The 17,761-nt window shown below is 70.9% G+C and carries 18 protein-coding genes; 9 read left to right on the plus strand and 9 right to left on the minus strand.

Annotation, left to right across the window (positions count from 1 at the left end; genetic code table 11):
* Window positions 1-6 precede the first annotated feature (6 nt).
* Window positions 7-801 (plus strand): alpha/beta hydrolase, encoded by a 795-nt coding sequence (locus tag M2163_RS43020; RefSeq protein ID WP_280896761.1) that lies wholly within the window; start codon window positions 7-9, stop codon window positions 799-801.
* Window positions 802-941: 140 nt separating this feature from the next.
* On the opposite strand, the gene M2163_RS43025 is transcribed toward M2163_RS43020, so the two are convergent.
* Window positions 942-1,361, minus strand: a complete 420-nt coding sequence (locus M2163_RS43025; protein WP_280896762.1) for a VOC family protein — start codon at window positions 1,359-1,361, stop codon at window positions 942-944.
* Window positions 1,362-1,509: 148 nt separating this feature from the next.
* On the opposite strand from M2163_RS43025, the gene M2163_RS43030 reads away from it, so the two are divergent.
* Window positions 1,510-1,659, plus strand: coding sequence for a hypothetical protein (locus M2163_RS43030; protein ID WP_185806283.1), 150 nt, complete (start codon window positions 1,510-1,512; stop codon window positions 1,657-1,659).
* A gap of 176 nt (window positions 1,660-1,835) precedes the next feature.
* Window positions 1,836-2,696 carry an oxygenase MpaB family protein gene (locus M2163_RS43035; protein ID WP_280896763.1) on the plus strand — a complete coding sequence of 287 codons (861 nt, stop codon included), beginning with the start codon at window positions 1,836-1,838 and terminating at the stop codon, window positions 2,694-2,696.
* Between the two features lie 22 nt (window positions 2,697-2,718).
* Here the strand turns inward: M2163_RS43035 and M2163_RS43040 are convergent, their stop codons facing one another.
* The 5 genes from M2163_RS43040 to M2163_RS43060 all read right to left on the minus strand — a co-directional run bounded on the left by M2163_RS43040 (window position 2,719) and on the right by M2163_RS43060 (window position 9,371).
* Window positions 2,719-4,473, minus strand: a complete 1,755-nt coding sequence (locus M2163_RS43040; protein WP_280896764.1) for a cellulase family glycosylhydrolase — start codon at window positions 4,471-4,473, stop codon at window positions 2,719-2,721.
* A 55-nt stretch (window positions 4,474-4,528) separates the two neighbouring features.
* Window positions 4,529-6,043, minus strand: a complete 1,515-nt coding sequence (locus M2163_RS43045; RefSeq protein ID WP_280896765.1) for a glycoside hydrolase family 43 protein — start codon at window positions 6,041-6,043, stop codon at window positions 4,529-4,531.
* A gap of 218 nt (window positions 6,044-6,261) precedes the next feature.
* Window positions 6,262-7,893, minus strand: a complete 1,632-nt coding sequence (locus tag M2163_RS43050) for a cation acetate symporter (RefSeq protein ID WP_280896766.1) — start codon at window positions 7,891-7,893, stop codon at window positions 6,262-6,264.
* On the minus strand, window positions 7,890-8,330 hold the full coding sequence (locus tag M2163_RS43055) for a DUF485 domain-containing protein (RefSeq protein ID WP_280847421.1): 441 nt from the start codon (window positions 8,328-8,330) through the stop codon (window positions 7,890-7,892). Before M2163_RS43055 ends, M2163_RS43050 begins: the two co-directional genes overlap by 4 nt.
* Before the next feature lie 441 nt (window positions 8,331-8,771).
* Window positions 8,772-9,371 carry a DUF308 domain-containing protein gene (locus M2163_RS43060; protein WP_280847420.1) on the minus strand — a complete coding sequence of 200 codons (600 nt, stop codon included), beginning with the start codon at window positions 9,369-9,371 and terminating at the stop codon, window positions 8,772-8,774.
* Window positions 9,372-9,594: 223 nt separating this feature from the next.
* Between M2163_RS43060 and M2163_RS43065 the strand changes: the two genes are divergently transcribed.
* Both M2163_RS43065 and M2163_RS43070 read left to right on the plus strand, forming a co-directional pair.
* The gene (locus M2163_RS43065; RefSeq protein WP_280896767.1) at window positions 9,595-10,779 is read left to right on the plus strand and encodes a histidine kinase; all 1,185 of its coding nucleotides are present in this window, start codon (window positions 9,595-9,597) and stop codon (window positions 10,777-10,779) included.
* Entirely contained in the window at window positions 10,776-11,435 is a 660-nt protein-coding gene (locus M2163_RS43070; protein ID WP_280847418.1) for a response regulator transcription factor, read from the plus strand. The genes M2163_RS43065 and M2163_RS43070 overlap by 4 nt, the downstream gene beginning before the upstream one ends.
* A gap of 31 nt (window positions 11,436-11,466) precedes the next feature.
* Here M2163_RS43070 and M2163_RS43075 read toward each other — a convergent pair whose 3' ends face one another.
* The gene (locus tag M2163_RS43075) at window positions 11,467-12,375 is read right to left on the minus strand and encodes an NAD(P)-binding domain-containing protein (RefSeq protein ID WP_280896768.1); all 909 of its coding nucleotides are present in this window, start codon (window positions 12,373-12,375) and stop codon (window positions 11,467-11,469) included.
* An 83-nt stretch (window positions 12,376-12,458) separates the two neighbouring features.
* On the opposite strand from M2163_RS43075, the gene M2163_RS43080 reads away from it, so the two are divergent.
* Window positions 12,459-12,845: a helix-turn-helix domain-containing protein gene (locus M2163_RS43080; RefSeq protein ID WP_280847416.1), complete on the plus strand. Its 387-nt coding sequence runs from the start codon at window positions 12,459-12,461 to the stop codon at window positions 12,843-12,845.
* Between the two features lie 27 nt (window positions 12,846-12,872).
* Here M2163_RS43080 and M2163_RS43085 read toward each other — a convergent pair whose 3' ends face one another.
* Both M2163_RS43085 and rox read right to left on the minus strand, forming a co-directional pair.
* Entirely contained in the window at window positions 12,873-13,487 is a 615-nt protein-coding gene (locus M2163_RS43085; protein WP_280847415.1) for a TetR/AcrR family transcriptional regulator, read from the minus strand.
* Between the two features lie 217 nt (window positions 13,488-13,704).
* Window positions 13,705-15,156 carry a rifampin monooxygenase gene (gene rox, locus M2163_RS43090; RefSeq protein WP_280896769.1) on the minus strand — a complete coding sequence of 484 codons (1,452 nt, stop codon included), beginning with the start codon at window positions 15,154-15,156 and terminating at the stop codon, window positions 13,705-13,707.
* 479 nt (window positions 15,157-15,635) lie between these two features.
* Between rox and M2163_RS43095 the strand changes: the two genes are divergently transcribed.
* From M2163_RS43095 to M2163_RS43105, 3 genes are read left to right on the plus strand one after another with little or no spacing between them, the layout of a single operon-like run.
* Window positions 15,636-15,914 carry an SHOCT domain-containing protein gene (locus M2163_RS43095; RefSeq protein ID WP_280847413.1) on the plus strand — a complete coding sequence of 93 codons (279 nt, stop codon included), beginning with the start codon at window positions 15,636-15,638 and terminating at the stop codon, window positions 15,912-15,914.
* A gap of 13 nt (window positions 15,915-15,927) precedes the next feature.
* Complete coding sequence (locus M2163_RS43100) at window positions 15,928-16,905, plus strand: nitroreductase (RefSeq protein ID WP_280847412.1); 978 nt, start codon at window positions 15,928-15,930, stop codon at window positions 16,903-16,905.
* A 55-nt stretch (window positions 16,906-16,960) separates the two neighbouring features.
* Complete coding sequence (locus tag M2163_RS43105) at window positions 16,961-17,761, plus strand: alpha/beta hydrolase (protein ID WP_280847411.1); 801 nt, start codon at window positions 16,961-16,963, stop codon at window positions 17,759-17,761.

The raw sequence follows: 17,761 nt of genomic DNA on the forward strand, positions 1-17,761 counted from the left end.
GGTGGCATGTCCACCGACGCATCAGCCGCATACGCCGACCTGTCCCTCACGCTGTCCGAGGCCGGAGCGGGAAGGCCGGTCCTCGTCCTGCACGGTGGCGGAGGACCCGCCACCGTTGCCGGCCTGGCCCAGCACCTCTCCCGTACCGCGCACGCCATTACGCCCGTGCACCCCGGCTGGGACGGCACCGACCGCCCCGCGTGGCTCACCGGCATGGCCGACCTGGCCCTCGCCTACCTGCACATCCTGCGCGAACGCCGACTGAGCGACGTTCTCGTCGTCGGATCCTCCCTCGGCGGCTGGGCGGCCGCCGAGATGGCCGCCCGCGACACCGGGGGAACCATCACCGGCCTCGTCCTGATCGACGCCGTCGGCGTACGGGTCGAGACGGAACCGATCACCGACTTCTTCGCCCTCGACGCCCGCGGTGTCGCGGAGCACTCCTGGCACGACTCCGACCGCTACTACCTCGATCCGTCCGACGCCCCCGCCGAAGAGCTCGCGCGCCGACAGGCCAACATGGCCACCATGCGCATCCTCGCCGGCGACCCCTACATGCATGACCCCACGCTGCTGTCCCGGCTCGGGCGGATACAGGTGCCCGCCCTCCTGCTCTGGGGCGAGAGCGACCGCATCGTCACCCCGGCCTACGGCGCCGCGTACGCCGACGCGTTCGGCGACGGCCGGCTCGAGGTCATCCCCGAGGCCGGCCACCTCCCGCAGATCGAGCAGCCCGACGCCACCTTCGCCCTCATCGACGAGCACCTGCGCCGGACGAGCCGTCCCCCGCGTCAGGGCTGAGAGATCCCGGACTCACGCCTCACCGCTCGCCGAGGGCCTCACCGTGCCGGACGCTGCCGGCCTGCTCCTGGAGCCAGTGCGCCTCGCCCGCGTCCAGGAGTTCGGCGACCACGACACCCCCGCGGGCTCCGTGCGCCCACCTACCCGACGACGGAAGAGCTGAACTGGCGCTCTGGAAGCACCGTACGCACGAACAGGCAGAACGGGTGCCCCGCCGGGTCGAGCAGGACGCGTACATCGGCTTGAGGCTGGAGGTCCGCCACAGTGGCGCCCAGCGCCAGGGCGTGGTCGACGGCCGACGGCAGGTCGTTCACCTCGATGTCCAGATGCATCATCATCTGCTGCTCGGACCCGCGGGACGGCCACCGCGGACGTTCGAAGAGCGGTTCCGTCTGGAAGGACAGCCCGGCAGTGCCGTCGGGCGACACGATCTCGACCCAGCCCGGTTCCTCCTTCCGTGTCCGCCATCCGAGGAGGTCGCGGTAGAACAGCGCGAGCGCATGGGCATCCGGTGCGTCGAGGGTGGTCGCGGCCAGTGTGAAACGCGGTTGAGGGTCCATGGGGTAGTGCTGCCCGGACTCCCTGCTGTCAGGCCGACCGGGGCCAGCACTTCGCCCGCAGGGGTGGGACGGTCGGCCCGGGGTAGCCGCGACTGTACGAAGGCTCCGACGTACAGAAGGTGCCGTCGACCTACTCGGGAGGACCGTCATGCCTGGCATGTTGGAGAAGATCAAGCAGTTCAGCAGGAGCCCGCAGGGCCGGCGTGCCGCCGAGCAGGTGCGCCGTGCCTCGGCCGATCCGCGTCGCCGGGCCCAGGCGCGCCAACTGCTCGGCAAGCTCCGGGGGCGGAGCCACTGAGGCGGGCGCAGGTGACGCCTCCAGGTTTCCGGGCGGTCCGCGCGGGCGCTGCGCGGACCGCCCGGAAGCGACCTCGGGGCACATCCGCAGGGGCGCCCGCATCCGTCGGCGCGGCCGGCGGCGAAGAAAGGTGAGCAGCGTGCTCACCAGGGGCCGGGGAAGGAGGCGCGGAGCTGATGACCGACCTCCGTGACCGACTGGGCAGGGCCGTCTTCCGGCGCGTGGCCGGCCCGGACGGGCCCGCCAACCGCGCCCGGATCCATGGCACTCCGGGGCCCCGCTGGTTCGGTCCTGAACGGCCCATCCGCACCGTCCACGGCGACGCGTCGATGTTCATCGGCGGGCTGAGCGCGCTCCTTCTGCAGTCCCTGCATCCGCTCGCCATGGCCGCCGTGTCCGCGCACTCCGGGTTCCGCGGTGACCCCTGGGGGCGCTTGCAGCGCACCAGCACCTTCCTGGCCGTCACGACCTACGGCACCGCTTCCGACGCCGAGGAGGCCGTGGCGCGGGTGCGCGGTATCCACGAGCGGGTGCGGGGGACGACGACCGAGGGACTGCCGTACCACGCCGGGGACCCGCATCTGCTGGGCTGGGTGCACGCGGCCGAGACCGACAGCTTCCTGCGCGCCCACGAACGCTACGGTGCCCGGCCGCTCGACGCGGCCGGGTACGACGGCTACGTAGCCGACACCGCGCGGGTGGCCGAGGCGCTGGGCGTGATCGATCCGCCCCGTGACCGTCAGGCCCTGGCCGCCCAGCTGGCCGTGTACCAGCCCGAACTGCGGGCCACTCCCGAAGCGCGCGCCGCCGCCCGGTTCCTGTTGCTGCACCCACCCGTACCGCTCGCGGTGCGGCCCTTCTACGGCGTCCTGGCGGCCAACGCCGTCAACCTGCTCCCATCCTGGGCGCGGAGTGTCCTGCGGCTTCCCCGGGTCCCCGTAGTGGAGGGCCTCGCGGTCCAGCCCGCCGGCCTGCTGCTGACGCACACCATCCGCTGGGCCATGACCCCGACGAGGTCGCGAACCCCGGTGGAGTGAGGCCGTGGAGGACGACCGTCCTTCAGGATGCCGTGCCGGTGACCGAGCCCTGCGACTTGGTGACGTGGTAGGTGACGGTGGCGCCGCTGTAGAAGTGGAAGGTCAGCGTCACGGCTTCGCCGTCACGGAGGGCGTTCAGGAAGGCGGGCGTCAGAATGATCGTGCTGCCCGGGTAGTCCGGTGAGAAGGCCTGGTTGAACTCCTGGTACGGCGTCCAGGTGGTCGGACCGGCGTTGCTGCCGTCGGCGTACCTGGCCTCCATGGTCGCCAGGGTGTCACCGCGGTACTGCGTGGGGACGGTGAACGAGTCGGTCGTCCCGGTGGAGTTCGACAGCACCGGAGTGTCGTGGGTGACCACGTCGATCTGCCAGGGCAGTCCGCGGGAGAAACGGGCCTGGAGCGTGGCGTTGACCCCGTAGGCGCGGTCGCCGGTCAGCCGGGTCAGCGCCGAGGGCGTGAGGGTGACCTGGTCGCCGGAGAGGGTGTAGTCCCGTCCCGCGACGAGCGCCTTCGGGCCCTGCCACAGGCCGCGGAAGCTCGTGCCGTTGAGGTTGAGGGTGAGCGTCCTGGCCGTGACGGGGCTGGACTTCGGCACGTAGACCTTGTCGAAGGAGGCGGTTCCCGAGCGAGTGGTCCAGCTCGACTTGATCCAGGCGAACAGGGCCGGGTCGCGCCACTCGAGCGTTGCCCGGTTCAGGAGGGAGAAGGGGTCCCACAGGGCGGTGGTGACCCCGGCGGCGCGCGCCGCGTGACCGACGTGCTCGAAGTACTTCAGCGCCTCACCGCGCTCCACACGGTCCGGGTGGTTGAAGTCCGGCCAGCTCAGCAGGCCGTACTCGCCCAGGTAGACCGGGATGTCCCTGGCGACGAACGTGTCGTGCATACGGGCGAAGGCCTCGTTCAGGTCCTTCTGGGCGGCGGCGTCGTAGTGGGTGCCGCCCGCGATGTTCACGCTGAACGGATACCAGCTGTAGTAGTGCACGGTGGCGACCAGGTTGCTGTCGTGCAGGGCGCCCATCATGGCGGACAGGTCGTCCATGAGGCCCTGCGAGGGCGTGCAGCCCTGGGTGGGCAGGACGAGGAGCCGGTTCGCGTTCCCCCCGCCCGATGCGCGGACGATTCTGTGGAAGGAGGTGTTCAGCTCGTCGAGGAGCTGTGTCTTCTGCGCGTCCGTGGCGTTGTCGAAGACCGGTTCGTTGACGCTCTCGAAGAGCAGGGCGCGCGGCTCGTCGCGGAACGCCGAGGAGACCTGCGCCCAGACGGCGTCGAAGCGGGCAAGCACGTTGTCGTGGTCGGCGGGCATCCTGTTGATCCACTGCCACGAGTCGTGGTGGACGTTGAGGACGACGTACAGGCCGTCGGCCAGGGCCCAGTCCACCACCTGCCTCACGCGGCTCATGAAGGTCGCGTCAATGGTGTAAGGGGCGGTGGCGGACTGGTGGTCGGTCCAGGTCACCGGGATCCGGACGCTGCGGAAGCCCTGCGCGCGGATGGTGTCGAACAGGTCCTTGGTGACCTTCGGGTTGCCCCAGGACGTCTCGTCGGGGATGGCGTCCAGGGTGTTGCCCAGGTTCCAGCTGGGCTGCATCGCGGCGACGGCGTCCATGGCGCGGGCCGGCACCACGACCGTCGACGACGTCGGTTCCGCCGAGCGGTCGGGCACGGCCCCGGCGGTGCCCGCGGACAGTCCTGTGACGACGAGCAGCGCCGTCAGCAGGCCGGCCAGGCGTCCGGGGCCGCGGCCGCGGTGGCGAGCGGGTTGCCGTATGTCCCTCATGTGCTTCCCCTTCCTCGGGTCGTGCCGTGGGGCATGCCGGTCGGCCGCTCGGGCTTCACGCCTCGAGGGGCTCGTAGTCGAACCAGTCGAAGTGGACGGTGCCCGCCGCGGCGTACATGCCGATGACCCGGCCGGTGAAGCCGCCGGCGACCTCCGTCGAGAGGTAGCGGCCGTCGAGGGCCGCGAGCTCGGTGAACGTGCCGTCGGACTGCTCGAAGCCGAGGGAGACGACGTCGGGGCCGGTGCACGGCCCGTGGGACGTCGGCGGTTCCGCCGTGGTGACGGCGAGGACCACCGGACCGGCGGGCACGGCCTGCTCGGCCACGACCGTGCGCAGGGAGCCGACGCGCGCGACCACCCGCACCTGTGCGCCGGACACCTCGATCGCGTAGTGGTGCCGCTCGTCGAGCCGGACGGCGAGCCCACCGCTGCCTTCCGCGGCGTCGACCAGAGTGCGCGCCCGGCAGCGCAGATGCTGCTGGCGCCGGCCGGTGAACACCACGTCGGGCTCGTCCAGGGAAGCGCCTCGCGCGCGGAGCGTCAGCCAACCGGGCCGCTCCTTGGTGGAGCAGAGTTCGGCGGGCCGGTCGCGCAGGGAGATCCAGTGCGGCCGCAGCTCGGCCGACTCGAAGTCGTCGCGCGGCCGCTCGGCCCGGCCGGGGGAGAGCGGCCAGGGCGGCTCGGGCAGGTCCAACACGACCTCGCCGACGACCGGCCAGCCGTCCACCCAGGTCACGGGGGCCAGGAAGGTCTCGCGGCCGAGGACGTGCCAGCCCGGCGTGCCACCTTGCGGTCGTACGCCGAGCAGGACCATCCACCAGGAGTCGTCCGGGCCCCGGACCAGGTCGGCGTGCCCGGTGTTCTGCACCGGGTGGTCGGTGCCGCGGTGGGTGAGGACCGGGTTGGCCGGGCACGGTTCGAACGGCCCGTTGGGCGTGCGGCTGCGGGCGATCGACACTCCGTGGCCGCGCTCGGTGCCGCCCTCGGCGATGAGCAGGTACCAGTACTCGCCGATCCGGTACAGGTGCGGTGCCTCCGGTGCCTTGGCGCCGGGCCCGCCCGACCAGAGCCCGTGCGGAGTGCCGTACGTCCGACCGGTGGACGGGTCGATACGGACCTGCGCGACCCCGGCGACCGTGCACCAGCAGGTGCCGTCCTCGTCCCAGGCGAGGTCGGGATCGATACCGGGCACCCCCGGCGCCAGGACGGGATCCGACCACGGTCCCGCCGGGTCGGTCGCCGTGACGATCAGATTCCCGCCGCCCTCGCTGCAGTTGGTGACGATCAGCCAGAAGCGCCCGTCGTGGTGGCGCAGGGTGGGTGCGTAGACACCGCCGGAGGACGGCATGCCGACCGGCAGCCGCAGCTGCTCCGGCCGGTCCAGGACGTTGCCGATCTGCGTCCAGTGCACCAGGTCACGGCTGTGGAAGAGGGGGACGCCGGGGAAGTACTCGAAGCTGGAGCAGGCCAGGTAGTAGTCGTCGCCGACACGGCAGATGCTGGGGTCGGGATGGAAGCCGGGGATCACGGGGTTGGCGAGTGTGACGTCCGCCTGGTCCTGGTGGGACACCGAGGGGTCCTCTCGTGCTGTCGAAGCGCTTCACCGGAGCGCAAAGGTAATGGACAGATTTCACGAGAGACAAGAGCCCTGTCTGCCAAGAAACTTTCTGTGGTGGGGGATTGGTGGGAGAGGTCAGGAGGTGGCTGGTTGTCGAAGCGCTTCGAATGAGGATCCGCGAACGGGACATGCCCTCTGACGTTCCTCCCGCTGCCGGACCAGTTCCGCCCTCACGGCCCGTCCGGGCTCCAGCTCGGGCGGCGCCGCGGCGGTCCGGCGAGGATGAGCCGCTCCAGGCCGGCGTACCGCTCGCGTGCGCGACGGGCGCTGCGGCGACCGCTCAGGAAGGTGCACAGCCAGCCGCACGCGAAGCCCACCGGTACCGAGACCAGGGCGGTCGTGGTGAACGGGAACCAGTTCAGGTCGGCCTTAGGGAAGGCCGCCGTGGGTGACCCGGAGACGAGGCGGGTTCCCGACATCAGGACCAGGACGGCGACCGAGCCGCCGATCAGCGTGCCGAGCAGCCCGGCCTTGCTGAAGCGGCGCCAGAACAGGGAGTAGACCAGCGCGGGCGCGATGGCGGAGGCGCCCATGCAGAAGGAGAGGGTGGCCAGGGGCTGGAGGCTGCGGTGCTGGGCGAGGGCGGCCAGCAGCACCACGGGCAGGCCGACGATCAGCGCGCAGGCCCGCGCCAGGGTCATCTCCCGCAGCGCGGACATGCCGTTGTTCCGGGAGGCGACGACGTCGTGCGCCAGGGAGTTGGCGCAGGCGAGCGTCATCCCGGCGACGGACGCCAGGAGGGTCAGGAAGATCGCCGTGGTGACGGTGCTGAACACCAGGCTCTCGGCGCGGGAGACGTCGGCCCCGAACACGGCGCGCGCGCCCAGCAGATAGGCGGTGCTGCCGTGCGGGTCGGCGGCCGTGATCCGCTCGCGGCCCACCAGTGCCGTGGCGCCGAGGCCGATGACCGTGATCACCAGCATGAACAGGGCGACCGAGGACACCGCCCAGGACATCGTGCGCCGTACCTGACGGGCGTTGCCCGCGGTGTACATCCGCATGGTGACGTGCGGCAGGCAGGCACCGCCGAGCACGATGGCGACCTGTGTGCTGATCATGTCGAGGCCGGGGTGCGGCCCGTCCGAGAACTGGAGGCCGTACTGGAGGAACGCCTGGCCGGTGCCGCTGCGCTGCGCTGCGGTGTCGACCATCGTGCCCGGGTGCCAGCCGAAGGAGGCGAGGATCAGCACCGCGACCACGAGGCCGGAGCCGAGGAGTATCACCGTCTTGATGATCTGGATCAGCGCGGTCCCCCGCATCCCGCCCAGTGCGGCGTAGCTGATCATCAGGATGCCCGCGCCCACGATGCAGCCGGTCTGCATGGCACGGTCGGAGAAGCCGAGGATGAACGCCAGCAGTTGTCCCACGCCCGCCAGTTGCACGATCATCATCGGGATCAGCGACAGCAGGGTCACCACGCACGCGGTGATGCGTACGGCCCGCCCCGGGACCCGGCGGCTCAGCGCGTCGCCCATGGTGAACCGGCCGGTGTTGTGCAGGGGTTCGGCGAGCAGGAACATCAGCAGCAGCAGCGACAGCAGTGTGCTCAGCGCCAGGACCACGCCGTCGAAGCCGCACAGCGCGATGACCCCGCCGATGGTGAGGACGGTCGCGGCGGAGATGTAGTCGCCGGCGACCGCCAGGCCGTTGCGCAGCGGGGAGAGCGTGCGGTAGCCGGTGTAGAACTCCTCCAGGTCGTCGCGGTCGGGGCCGGTCAGAACGCACAGCAGAAGGGTGAGGGTGACGACGCTGCAGAAGGCGACCAGGGACCAGGACTGCGCGGAGCCGCCGAGGTCGGTCATGCCCGGGCCCGTCCGTCCCCGTCGTCCGGGTGTGCGTACCGGCTGACCCTGCGGGCCAGGGGGTCCACGAACCGCCGGGCCGAGTACTCGAACAGCAGGACGGCCAGCCAGGTGACGGGAATCTGGACGACGGCGAGCAGCAGGCCGGTGGGGAGCCCGCCGGGGGCCGGGCGGGCCATGAAGGCGGGGGCCTTCACGGTCAGGGTGAGGAAGACGGCGAAGTAGCCGAGGGCGACGAGCGTGGCCACGCGCCGCTGCCACCGGCAGGCGCGGCGCAGGACACGCAGCGCGCGGTGGTGACCGGACCAGGAACGCGGACGGGCCCCGCTGCCCGCGCGTACTCCTGCCGACGCGAGGGACGGCGGCCGGAGAGCGGAGGAGGGGACCCGTCCGTTGTGCCGGTGCGGCAGGGATAATTCCGAGCGGTCGTAGGACATCCCAAAACTCCTAGCGCGGTGGGCCCGGAAGTCACGGACCGCAAGAAGGTGGGGGGAGCGGAGGCGGTTCGGGTCACCGCACGTTATGCGGGTGTCCGGGCGGCGGATGTGTGTTCCGTTGAACTTCCTGACGGAAGCCCCGCGGGCGAGCCGGCCTCGATGGGTGCCCGTGGTGAGGGTGTGACGGAAGTGACGCAGGGGTTTTCTGCGGCCTCCATCTCCCGGAATCGGTCGTTCGTACGTCGTACACCAGTGTCAGTCGCCGTGGGCCGCGTCGGCGGACGCCGACCGGGTGCCGGGACGACCGCCTGTACGTCACATTCGGCAGTGCGGTGCCATCCGATGTGGGGGTGGTACTGGTGGCATATGCCCGCCGGGTATCGAGCCGCTCGAATGTGCCCCGGTGCACGCCTCCGGGAGAGGCGGCACCGACGGCGGTGGTCAGCGCTGTTCGCGTCGGCCGCGGACGCTCAGGGCGATGACGGAGACGAGGAACCAGAAGGCACCGAAGGCCGAGTACCCGGCGACGGTGGACAGGCTGCTCGTCTCCGACGCGGAGCCGGCGGCGATCGTGGCCCCCGCGAGGACGGACTGCGCACCGCTGATCATCATGGGCCACTGGGCGCCGACGGAACGCCGCCGTCGGACCGCCACGACGAGCTGGACCGCTCCGGACAGCAGGGCCCACACACCGAAGACGAGAAGCGAGGTCCGGACGACGGAGAAGGCGGCGACGACCATGGCGGCGGTGGTGGTGAGGCCGAGCGCCAGGTTGACGGCACTGACGCGGTCCGTGGATCCGGTGCCGGCCAGTCGACGCTCCAGGAGCGTGGCGATCACGTCCCACAGGGGGTAGACGATGAGCAGCACGGCCGCGATCACCGTGGGCCTGTCCGCCGACACGAGCGAGGCGGACGTCGTGAGGACCAGCGCCACCCAGATCAGGGAGAAGGCGACCCGGATCAGGTGAAGCGACCGGAGCCCGGAGGGGTTCGTCGTGGACGTGGTCGAAGCCGGCGAAGTGATGGTGGTCTGTGTCATCGGGTGTCCCGTTGCGATCGTGTCGGTGGAGGCGGGCGCCTCGACGAGGAGTCTCGGCGGCCTCGGACCCGGCCGTGTACTTCGAACGAAGTAGTTCTGCCGTCCACTTCCGCCGTCCTCCGCGACGGGGCGGGGTCGGTGGCGCTCGCAGCGGGCGAGCCGGCTTCGCCGTCTACAACGTTCGAAGTACACGGCCACGGATCACGTGAACGAGAATCGGCTCATGGCCAAGGCGCACAACAGACAGGACGGGCCGGTGGCACCCTTGTGGGTCCGCCGCCCCGAGGCGCTGCACCGAGCCGCCTACGCGGTGGCCGCGCTGGTGTTCACCGTCCAGATCGCGGCAGTGGTCCTGCGGGGTTCGGACTGGCCGACGGTCCTCTCCGTGCTCCTCGCCGGGAGCGGCGTCGCCCTCTCGTGGAAGCAGCCGTGGGCAGGACTGGTCGTGGTGAGCGCGGCGTCCTTCGCCGTCACGGCGGTGGGGCACGATCCGCTGTCGGTGTGGATGATGGCGGTGCTCGTCCTGTTCTCGGTCACCCTCAGGGGAAAGCAGCCGCTGGTCGGAACGGGCGTCGTGGCGGCGTTCTTCCTCGGCGCGTTCATGACCGTGGGAGGGTTCCGGGGCGGGGCGGTGGTAGGTGCCGCCGCCCTCTTCTCGGCCATGGCGGGAGGTGCGACCGGGGCCGCGCTCCGCATCCATCGCGAGCACTGGTGGATCCTGGAGGAACGGGCCGAGAGTGCCATCGCCACCCGCGAGATCGAGGCCACCCGGCGAGTGACCGAGGAGCGGCTGCGCATCGCCCGGGACCTCCACGACGTCATCGGCCACCAGGTCGCGATGCTGAGCATGCACCTCGGCGCGGCGGAGATCGGACTGCCCGAGGACGCCGAGGACTCCCGGCAGGCCCTCGTGTCCGCCAGGTCCAGTGCCCGCACCGTCGTGGTCGAGACGCAACGCATCCTCGCGCTCCTCCGCCTCGGGGACGAGGTCCGTGACGGCGAGGCGTTGCGCCCGACCCCGGCGCTCAGCGGTCTGGAAGGACTGATCGCCTCGTTCGAGAGCGTCGGTCTGGACGTGCGGGCCGCCATCGAACTTCCCGACGGTTTCGTGGAGCCCAGTGTCGGTGTGACGGTCTACCGGGTCGTCCAGGAGGCCCTGACCAACGCCTACCGGCATGGGGAGGGGACGGCGACGGTGGAGGTGCGCGAGTGCGACGGCCGGATCCGCGTCACGGTGGAGAACCGCGTCGCCCCCTCCTCACATGACTCCGGTTCCGGCGGCGGACTGGGGCTCGTGGGGATGCGTGAACGCGTCGAGTCCTCCAACGGGCGGCTGACGATCGACAGCCACGACGGGCTGTTCCGGGTCCGTGCGGAGTTCAGCCTGCTGGGAGCGGTCGTCCGATGACCCGGATTCTGATCGTCGACGACCAGGAGGACATCAGGGCCGGAATCCGGGCCATGCTCCGGCTCGACCCGGGTCTCGTGGTCACGGGGGAGCTCTCCGACGGGCTCCAGGTCGTTCCCTTCCTGCGGGACCACCCCGTCGACCTCGTGCTGATGGACATTCGCATGCCCGGCATCGACGGCGTCGAAGCAACGCGCCGGATCCGCGCCGAGCACCCGCCCGAGCAGACGCGGGTGATCGTGCTGACCACCTTCGACCAGGACGACATCGTCCTCGCCGCGCTGCGCGCAGGTGCCAACGGGTTCCTGAGCAAGACCGTGAGCCCGGCCGAACTCGTCGCCGGAATCAACGAGGTCGTCGGCGGCGGAGGTGCGCTGTCGGCCGCCGCGACGGCCGCGCTCATCGGGCACATGACCGACAGCCCACCCCCGGTGATCGACCGGGAACTGCTGCGACGCTTCGACGCGTTGACCCCCAGGGAACGGGACGTGGTCCTTCTCGTGGCGAGCGGCCTCGGCAACGACGAGATCGCCGCCCAGCTGTCCGTGTCGCCCTTCACCGTGAAGACGCACGCGGTGCGGGCCATGACGAAGGTCGGCGCACGCGATCGGGCACAGCTGGTCTCGTTCACCTTCCGCGCCGGGCTTCACCCCTGACGCCTGCCGCTGTCCCCGCCCGCGCGGTCGGTCAGTGCCGCCTTCGGATGCTGTCGATGACGCGGGTCCAGTTGTCGCCGCCGTGTCCGTTCTCGATCGCGTGCCGGTAGTGGGCCTGTACGGCCCGTGGAAGGGCGAGGTCGAGGCCGAGCGCGGTGCTGGTCTCGACGATGTGGTCGGACGTCGCACCCATCATGGTCACGGTGCTGAGGTCGCCGGGATGCTCTCCTGCGTCCAGCGCGGTACCGAGCTGCTCCTCGCCGGCCCTGAGCATGTCGCCGATCGAGTCGGCGGTGGAGAGCAGCTCCGGCAGCGCTTCCGAGGCCTTCAGGCCCGCGGTGCCCAGCATCGCGGTGGCGTGCATCAGCGCCGACAACGTGGTGAGGAACACCGTGAGTTGGGCCTGGTACATCATCTGGGCGAGGCCGGGGTCATCGCCCAGATACCTGGGTGTTCCGAGGGGCGCCAAGGCCGTCCGGTGCTTCTCCATGACCCGGTCGGGACCGCTGTAGTAGACGTAGGACGCCTCCGTGCCGACCATCGGCGCGGGAACCATGACACCGCCGGTGAGGAAGTCGGCGCCGTGGCCCGCGGCCCAGTTCGCCGCCTCGCGCGTGCGGTCGGGTGTGTCGGAGCTGAGGTTGACCAGTGTGCGGCCGGCGAGCGACGCGGTGGCGCCGCCGAGGATGTCGTACATCGCCCGGTAGTCGGTGAGGCTGAGGACGACGAGGTCGCTCGCCTCGAGAGCCGCGCCGGGTGTCGCGGCGAGGGTCGCTCCCTCGGCGACGACGCCGTCGGCCCGGGAGGCGGTGCGGTTCCAGACGGTGACGGGGCGGCCGGGAGCGAGGAGGGTGCGGGTCATCGCCTGGCCCATCGGACCGAGCCCGATCACGGTGACGGCGGTGTTCTGGCTGGTGGTGGCGTTCCGTTGTGCGTTCACCCCTCCATGCTCGGAGAGCGCCGCTAGTGTCGGAAGTACCCACTAATTTCTGCGGTACTTACCTTTTAGTAAGGGGTTCAGTGATGGCCAAGGCGCCGAGACGCGGGCCGTACATCTGCGGTATTGACGCCGGGCTCGACGTGGTGAGCGGGAAGTGGAAGGGGCTGATCCTCTGGGAACTCGAAGCCCATGGCGTGCGCCGCTTCGCCGAACTCCGTCGTGGCTTACCGGGAGTGAGCGAGAAGATGCTGACGCAGCACCTGCGGGAGATGGAGGAGGACGGTCTCGTGCACCGGAAGGTGTACGCCGAGGTGCCGCCCCGCGTGGAGTACACCCTCACCGAGCACGGGCACACGCTGAACCGAGCGCTTGAACCGCTCGGCGCCTGGGGTGTTGAGCGGATACGCCGAGAAGGCTCCGAAGTCGCGGAAGTCGCCGAAGCGGCCGAGGTGTCCCACAGCCGGCCGTAGGGCCGTGAGGAACTCCTCGGGGCGAGGTCAGTGAGCCGCCTCCGCCTCGGAGGGGTGTGGCCGGCGCAGTCCCGCGACCAGGAGTGCGACCAGGGCGCGAGCGTCGTAGCCGGGGTCGTTCTCCGCGCCGACGCAGAGGTTGCCCACGCCCCGCATCAGCTGGAGCCCCCCGATGCCGGGGCGGATCTCCCCGGCGGCCACGGCGGCGTCGAGGAGCTGCGTGCACACGGGGACGAGGTGGTCGATGAAGTAGGCGTGCAGGGTCTCGAAACCGGCGTTGTCGTGCTGCAGGGCGGCGGCGAGTCCGTGTTTCGTCACCAGGAAGTCGACGAACAGGTCGATCCACCGCTCCAGCGCCTCGTAGGCGGTGGGGCAGCTCGCCAGCAGGGCGGGCCCGGCTTCGACGCAGGTCTCGACCTGATGGCGGAAGACCGCGACGATCAAATCCGCCCGGGTGGGGAAGTGCCGGTAGATCGTGCCGATCCCGACGCCTGCCCGGGCCGCGATGTCACGTACGGGCGCTTCCACGCCCGAGGTGACGAAGACGGCGGCAGCCGCGTCCAGCAGGATCTGCTTGTTGCGCCGGACGTCCTTGCGCTGGGGCGCGGCGGTCTTCTCCGTGCCCTGGCGGCTGTCGCTCACGGCGAGTCTCCTCTCGGCGGATCACGCGGAACGGATCCGGGTCGCGTCGTTCATGGAACGGGGTTCCGTTTCGGCCATGATGACAGATCGGTCACACGACCCGGCGTCCGGAGCGGGGCCTGTCACGAGCACGTACTGCTGCACCCCGGCCACGCGTCGACGGTGCTCACCGTGACCCGGCCGAGCACGGCCGGGTCACGGCTCCCGTGGGAACAGGTCAGACCTCGGTCGGCCCGCCGAACCAGCGCGAGAGGTGGGCGTCCAGGTCCTGCTGATCGTCGCCGATCCAGGCCACGTGGCCGTCGGGCCGTAGCAGGAGGCAGGGGACGTCCAGTGCCGCAGTGGGATCCGCGAGATGGTCGACCCGGTCCGCCCAGCCGCCCACGGTCAGGCGTCCGGTGCGGTCCAGCAGCAGACCGCGGCCGCGGTGCAGCAGACCGTACAGGTGACCCTGTTTCACTTCGATGTCCCCGAGACGGCGGCCGAGCAGGTCGGGTTCGGGGCCCGCGGCGAAGTCGTAGCGGATGCCGATCGCGGTGATCTTCTCGACCAGATGACGGTTCACCTCGTTGAAGTCCATCAACTCCGAGAGCAGCCTGCGCACCGCCCGCGCGCCCGGCTCGTCGGACATGAGTTCCGTCTGGGCGCGGGTGTTGTCGAGCACGTCCGCGGCGACCGGATGCCGCTCGGCCTCGTAGGTGTCCAGCAGGGTGTCCGGCGCCCACCCCCGGACCTGAGCGGCCAGTTTCCAGCCGAGGTTGAACGCGTCCTGGAGGCCCAGGTTGAGGCCCTGTCCACCGATGGGCGGATGGATGTGTGCCGCGTCGCCGGCCAGCAGCACCCGCCCCACCCGATAGCGTTCCGCCAGCCGCGTGGCATCCCCGAAGCGGGAGAGCCGGCGCGGGGAGTGCGCGCCGAAGTCCGTCCCGGCGACGGCACGCAACCGCTGTCGGAATTCCTCCAGGGTGGGCGGTGTCGCGCGGTCGCCGACCTCCGCGGCGGGGACGACGACGCTGTAGACCCCCGCACCGAAGGGCCGCAGCCAGAAACGGGGGTTGGCCTCGCGGACCTCGGCCATCCTGGCGGCGATCTCCTGCTGCGGCACGCCCAGTTCCATCTCGCCCATCAGCGTGTCGTTCCGAGCGGGCTCCCCGGGGAAACCGACTCCGAGCAGTTTGCGCACCGTACTGCGCCCGCCGTCGCAGCCTACGAAGTAGCGCGTACGCAGCTCTTCTCCGTCGAGCAGCCCGACGGACACGCCTTCGTCGTCCTGCCGGAATCCGGCGACCGCGCACCCGCGCCGGACCTGAGCGCCGAGTCGGACCGCGTGCTCTTCCAGCAGGTCGACGAGGACGTGCTGCGGGATGCCCAGCAGATAGGGATGTGCCGAATCCAGGCCCTGGGGCACGGGTTTGTCGATGGCCGCGAAGAATCCGCCGGCCGGACGCTGCCTGCCGTGTGCGCGAACGCGGTCCAGCAGTCCGCGCATGGCCATCAGTTCGAGACTGCGCATGTGCAGACCGACGATGCGGACGAACGACCCGGGCTCGGAGTCCTTCTCCAGAACCAGTACCCGCACGTCGTGCAGCCGCAGTTCGGCGGCCAGCATCGCGCCGGTCGGCCCGCACCCGGCGATGATCACGTCGAAGTCGAAGGGCGGAGAGTCCATCGGTGTTGCCTTTCGGGAGTGCCTTGTGGTCGAGGCGCTCCCGGCGACACCTACGTCTGCCGCCGGCCGTGACGGACAAGGGGGAGCACCCACATCGCTGCTGCGTTCATGGGTCCCACCTCCTCGAGCCGTGTCACGGACGACGGCAAGCTACAAGCCCGGCCATACCGCCGTCCAACCCTTTTCCGGCAACGTGCCGCAACGCACGAGAAAGGGCCTTGCAGCACCACGGGGGAACAGTGCTGCAAGGCCCTGCACCCCGTCTGCCCGGCATCACTCGCTCCATGCACCCGAAGTCAGAAAATTTGGCCGGCCGGCTGACCAATGGGGCCGGACGGCCCCGCGAAAAGCCCTGGTGGCCCCTCCCCGGCCGCCCGGCGGGGCGCAACGCTGACCATGAAGAACGGAACGGGCCGCCCCGCGAAGCCGAGCGCCGCGGTCGTGCACCGCGGCCGACGCCCGCCTGCGACGGAGAGGGAGTGACCGCTGTGTACGGGAACAACCACGACATGAACGGCTGGGACTGGTTCGTCATGTCGGTCGGCACGGTCCTGTTCTGGGCCCTGCTCATCACCGTGGCCGTGCTGCTGTACCGGGCGCTCACCCGCGCCCCGCAGCAGCCGTACCCGCCCATCGCCCCGGCCTCGCCCGAGCAGCTGCTCGCCGAGCGCTTCGCCCGTGGCGAGATCGACGAGGACGAGTACTGGCGCCGACGGTCGGTGCTGCGCTCCGACGACGTCGGCCTGACCAAACCCTGAGGAGGTGCGCCGTATGAAGGCGCGTCCACTCGACGAGCGGACCGTCACGGCACTGGTCACCGCCGCGACGGCCGCTCCCTCGCTCCACAACGCGCAGCCGTGGCACTTCTCCTGGCGCTCGGCCGACCGCACCCTCGTCCTGAGAGCCGACCTCGGCCGGGCGATGCCCCGCACCGACCCCGACCACCGCGCCCTGCACCTCGGCTGCGGTGCGGCCCTGTTCAACCTGCGGGTAGCCGCGGCTCACGAGGGCCTGCACACCGAGACCCTCCTGCTGCCCGATCCGTCCGACCCCGTCCTGCTGGCCACCGTCCGCATAGGGGAGGCCGGCCCGGCCGACCACGACCTGGCAGAGCTGTTCCCGGCGATCGACCGGCGCCACACCAGCCGCCATCCCTTCACGGACCGGGCGATCCCGGCCGACGTGGAGAAGGCCCTGCGGGACGCCGCCGGCCGGGAGGGCGCGCAGCTCGTCCTCCCTGGCGCCTGGCACACGGAGGCCCTGCTCGACCACGTCCGGGACGCCGAGGGACGCGACACCCTGGAACCCGAGAGCCTGGAGGACGTACTGCGGTGGACGGGCAGGGGCCCCGAGGCCACCGACGGGATACCGGACCACGCCCTGGGACCGCGCGCACGTTCCGGCCGGGCGCCGGTGCGTGACTTCGCCGGCCGCCGGCACGTACCCGGCCGCCCCACGGCCGACTTCGAGACCAGCCCGCACCTCGCCCTCCTGGGCACCACCCGCGACGGCCCCGCCGACTGGCTGCGTGCGGGACAGGCACTGGAGCGGATCCTGCTGCTGGCCACACTGAACGGACTGGCCACCGCCCTCAGCTCACACGCCCTGGAACGTCCCGACCTGCGCGAGCTGGCCCGGGACCCGGCTTCCGACATGGGACATGTGCACATGGTGCTGCGCCTCGGCTACGGCCCACCCGGCACGGTCACGCCTCGACGACCCCTGACCGAGGTCCTCGACCTGCACTGAGCGGCCCATGGGCCCGGCGTCACGGCGCAGGTGCGGGGCTTGAGAGACTGTCGGTATGGACATCGCGGGCAGGAACCACGTGACCGTCACCGGCAACGCCGAGGGGCCCACTGTGCTGCTTGCGCACGGCTTCGGCTGCGACCAGAACATGTGGCGGCTGACCGTGCCCGCCCTGGTCGACGACTACCGCGTGGTGCTGTTCGACTACGTCGGATCCGGCCGCTCGGACGCGTCCGCGTTCTCGGAGGACCGGTACTCCACCCTGGACGGGTACGCCCTCGACGTGGTCGAGGTGTGTGAGGCGCTCGACCTGCGCGACGCGGTGTTCGTGGGCCACTCGGTCAGCGCGATGATCGGCGTGCTGGCGGCCGCCAGGGCTCCCGAGCGCATCGGCGCCCTGGTGATGGTCGCCCCGTCCCCCCGGTACATCGACGACGGGGACTACCGGGGCGGGTTCAGCGCCGAGGACATCGACGAACTGCTGGCGTCGCTCGAGGCGAACTATCTCGGCTGGTCGGCGGCGATGGCCCCGGTGATCATGGGCAACGCGGACCGGCCCGAACTGGGCGACGAGCTCAGGAACAGCTTCTGCGCCACCGACCCGGACATGGCACGCGTCTTCGCCCGGACCACGTTCCTGTCGGATTCCAGGGACGACCTGAAGAACGTGAGCGTGCCGACACTGGTGCTGGAGTGCACCCAGGACGCGATCGCCCCCCGGGAGGTCGGGGCCTTCGTCCACCGGGCGATCTCCGGCTCGACCCTGGTCACACTCGACGCGACCGGCCACTGCCCGCACCTGTCCGCGCCCGAGGCCACCAACGGGGCGATCGTCGACTTCCTCGCGAGCCTGTGA

This window comes from Streptomyces sp. SAI-135 (assembly GCF_029893805.1).
GTDB lineage: Bacteria > Actinomycetota > Actinomycetes > Streptomycetales > Streptomycetaceae > Streptomyces.

What these genes read in the sequence shown, in the direction of transcription:
- M2163_RS43020 (WP_280896761.1), top strand. Translation starts at nt 7, where the DNA reads ATGTCCACCGACGCATCAGCCGCATACGCCGACCTGTCCCTCACGCTG.
- M2163_RS43025 (WP_280896762.1), bottom strand. Translation starts at nt 1,361, where the DNA reads ATGGACCCTCAACCGCGTTTCACACTGGCCGCGACCACCCTCGACGCA.
- M2163_RS43030 (WP_185806283.1), top strand. Translation starts at nt 1,510, where the DNA reads ATGCCTGGCATGTTGGAGAAGATCAAGCAGTTCAGCAGGAGCCCGCAG.
- M2163_RS43035 (WP_280896763.1), top strand. Translation starts at nt 1,836, where the DNA reads ATGACCGACCTCCGTGACCGACTGGGCAGGGCCGTCTTCCGGCGCGTG.
- M2163_RS43040 (WP_280896764.1), bottom strand. Translation starts at nt 4,473, where the DNA reads ATGAGGGACATACGGCAACCCGCTCGCCACCGCGGCCGCGGCCCCGGA.
- M2163_RS43050 (WP_280896766.1), bottom strand. Translation starts at nt 7,893, where the DNA reads ATGACCGACCTCGGCGGCTCCGCGCAGTCCTGGTCCCTGGTCGCCTTC.
- M2163_RS43055 (WP_280847421.1), bottom strand. Translation starts at nt 8,330, where the DNA reads ATGTCCTACGACCGCTCGGAATTATCCCTGCCGCACCGGCACAACGGA.
- M2163_RS43060 (WP_280847420.1), bottom strand. Translation starts at nt 9,371, where the DNA reads ATGACACAGACCACCATCACTTCGCCGGCTTCGACCACGTCCACGACG.
- M2163_RS43065 (WP_280896767.1), top strand. Translation starts at nt 9,595, where the DNA reads ATGGCCAAGGCGCACAACAGACAGGACGGGCCGGTGGCACCCTTGTGG.
- M2163_RS43070 (WP_280847418.1), top strand. Translation starts at nt 10,776, where the DNA reads ATGACCCGGATTCTGATCGTCGACGACCAGGAGGACATCAGGGCCGGA.
- M2163_RS43080 (WP_280847416.1), top strand. Translation starts at nt 12,459, where the DNA reads ATGGCCAAGGCGCCGAGACGCGGGCCGTACATCTGCGGTATTGACGCC.
- rox (WP_280896769.1), bottom strand. Translation starts at nt 15,156, where the DNA reads ATGGACTCTCCGCCCTTCGACTTCGACGTGATCATCGCCGGGTGCGGG.
- M2163_RS43100 (WP_280847412.1), top strand. Translation starts at nt 15,928, where the DNA reads ATGAAGGCGCGTCCACTCGACGAGCGGACCGTCACGGCACTGGTCACC.
- M2163_RS43105 (WP_280847411.1), top strand. Translation starts at nt 16,961, where the DNA reads ATGGACATCGCGGGCAGGAACCACGTGACCGTCACCGGCAACGCCGAG.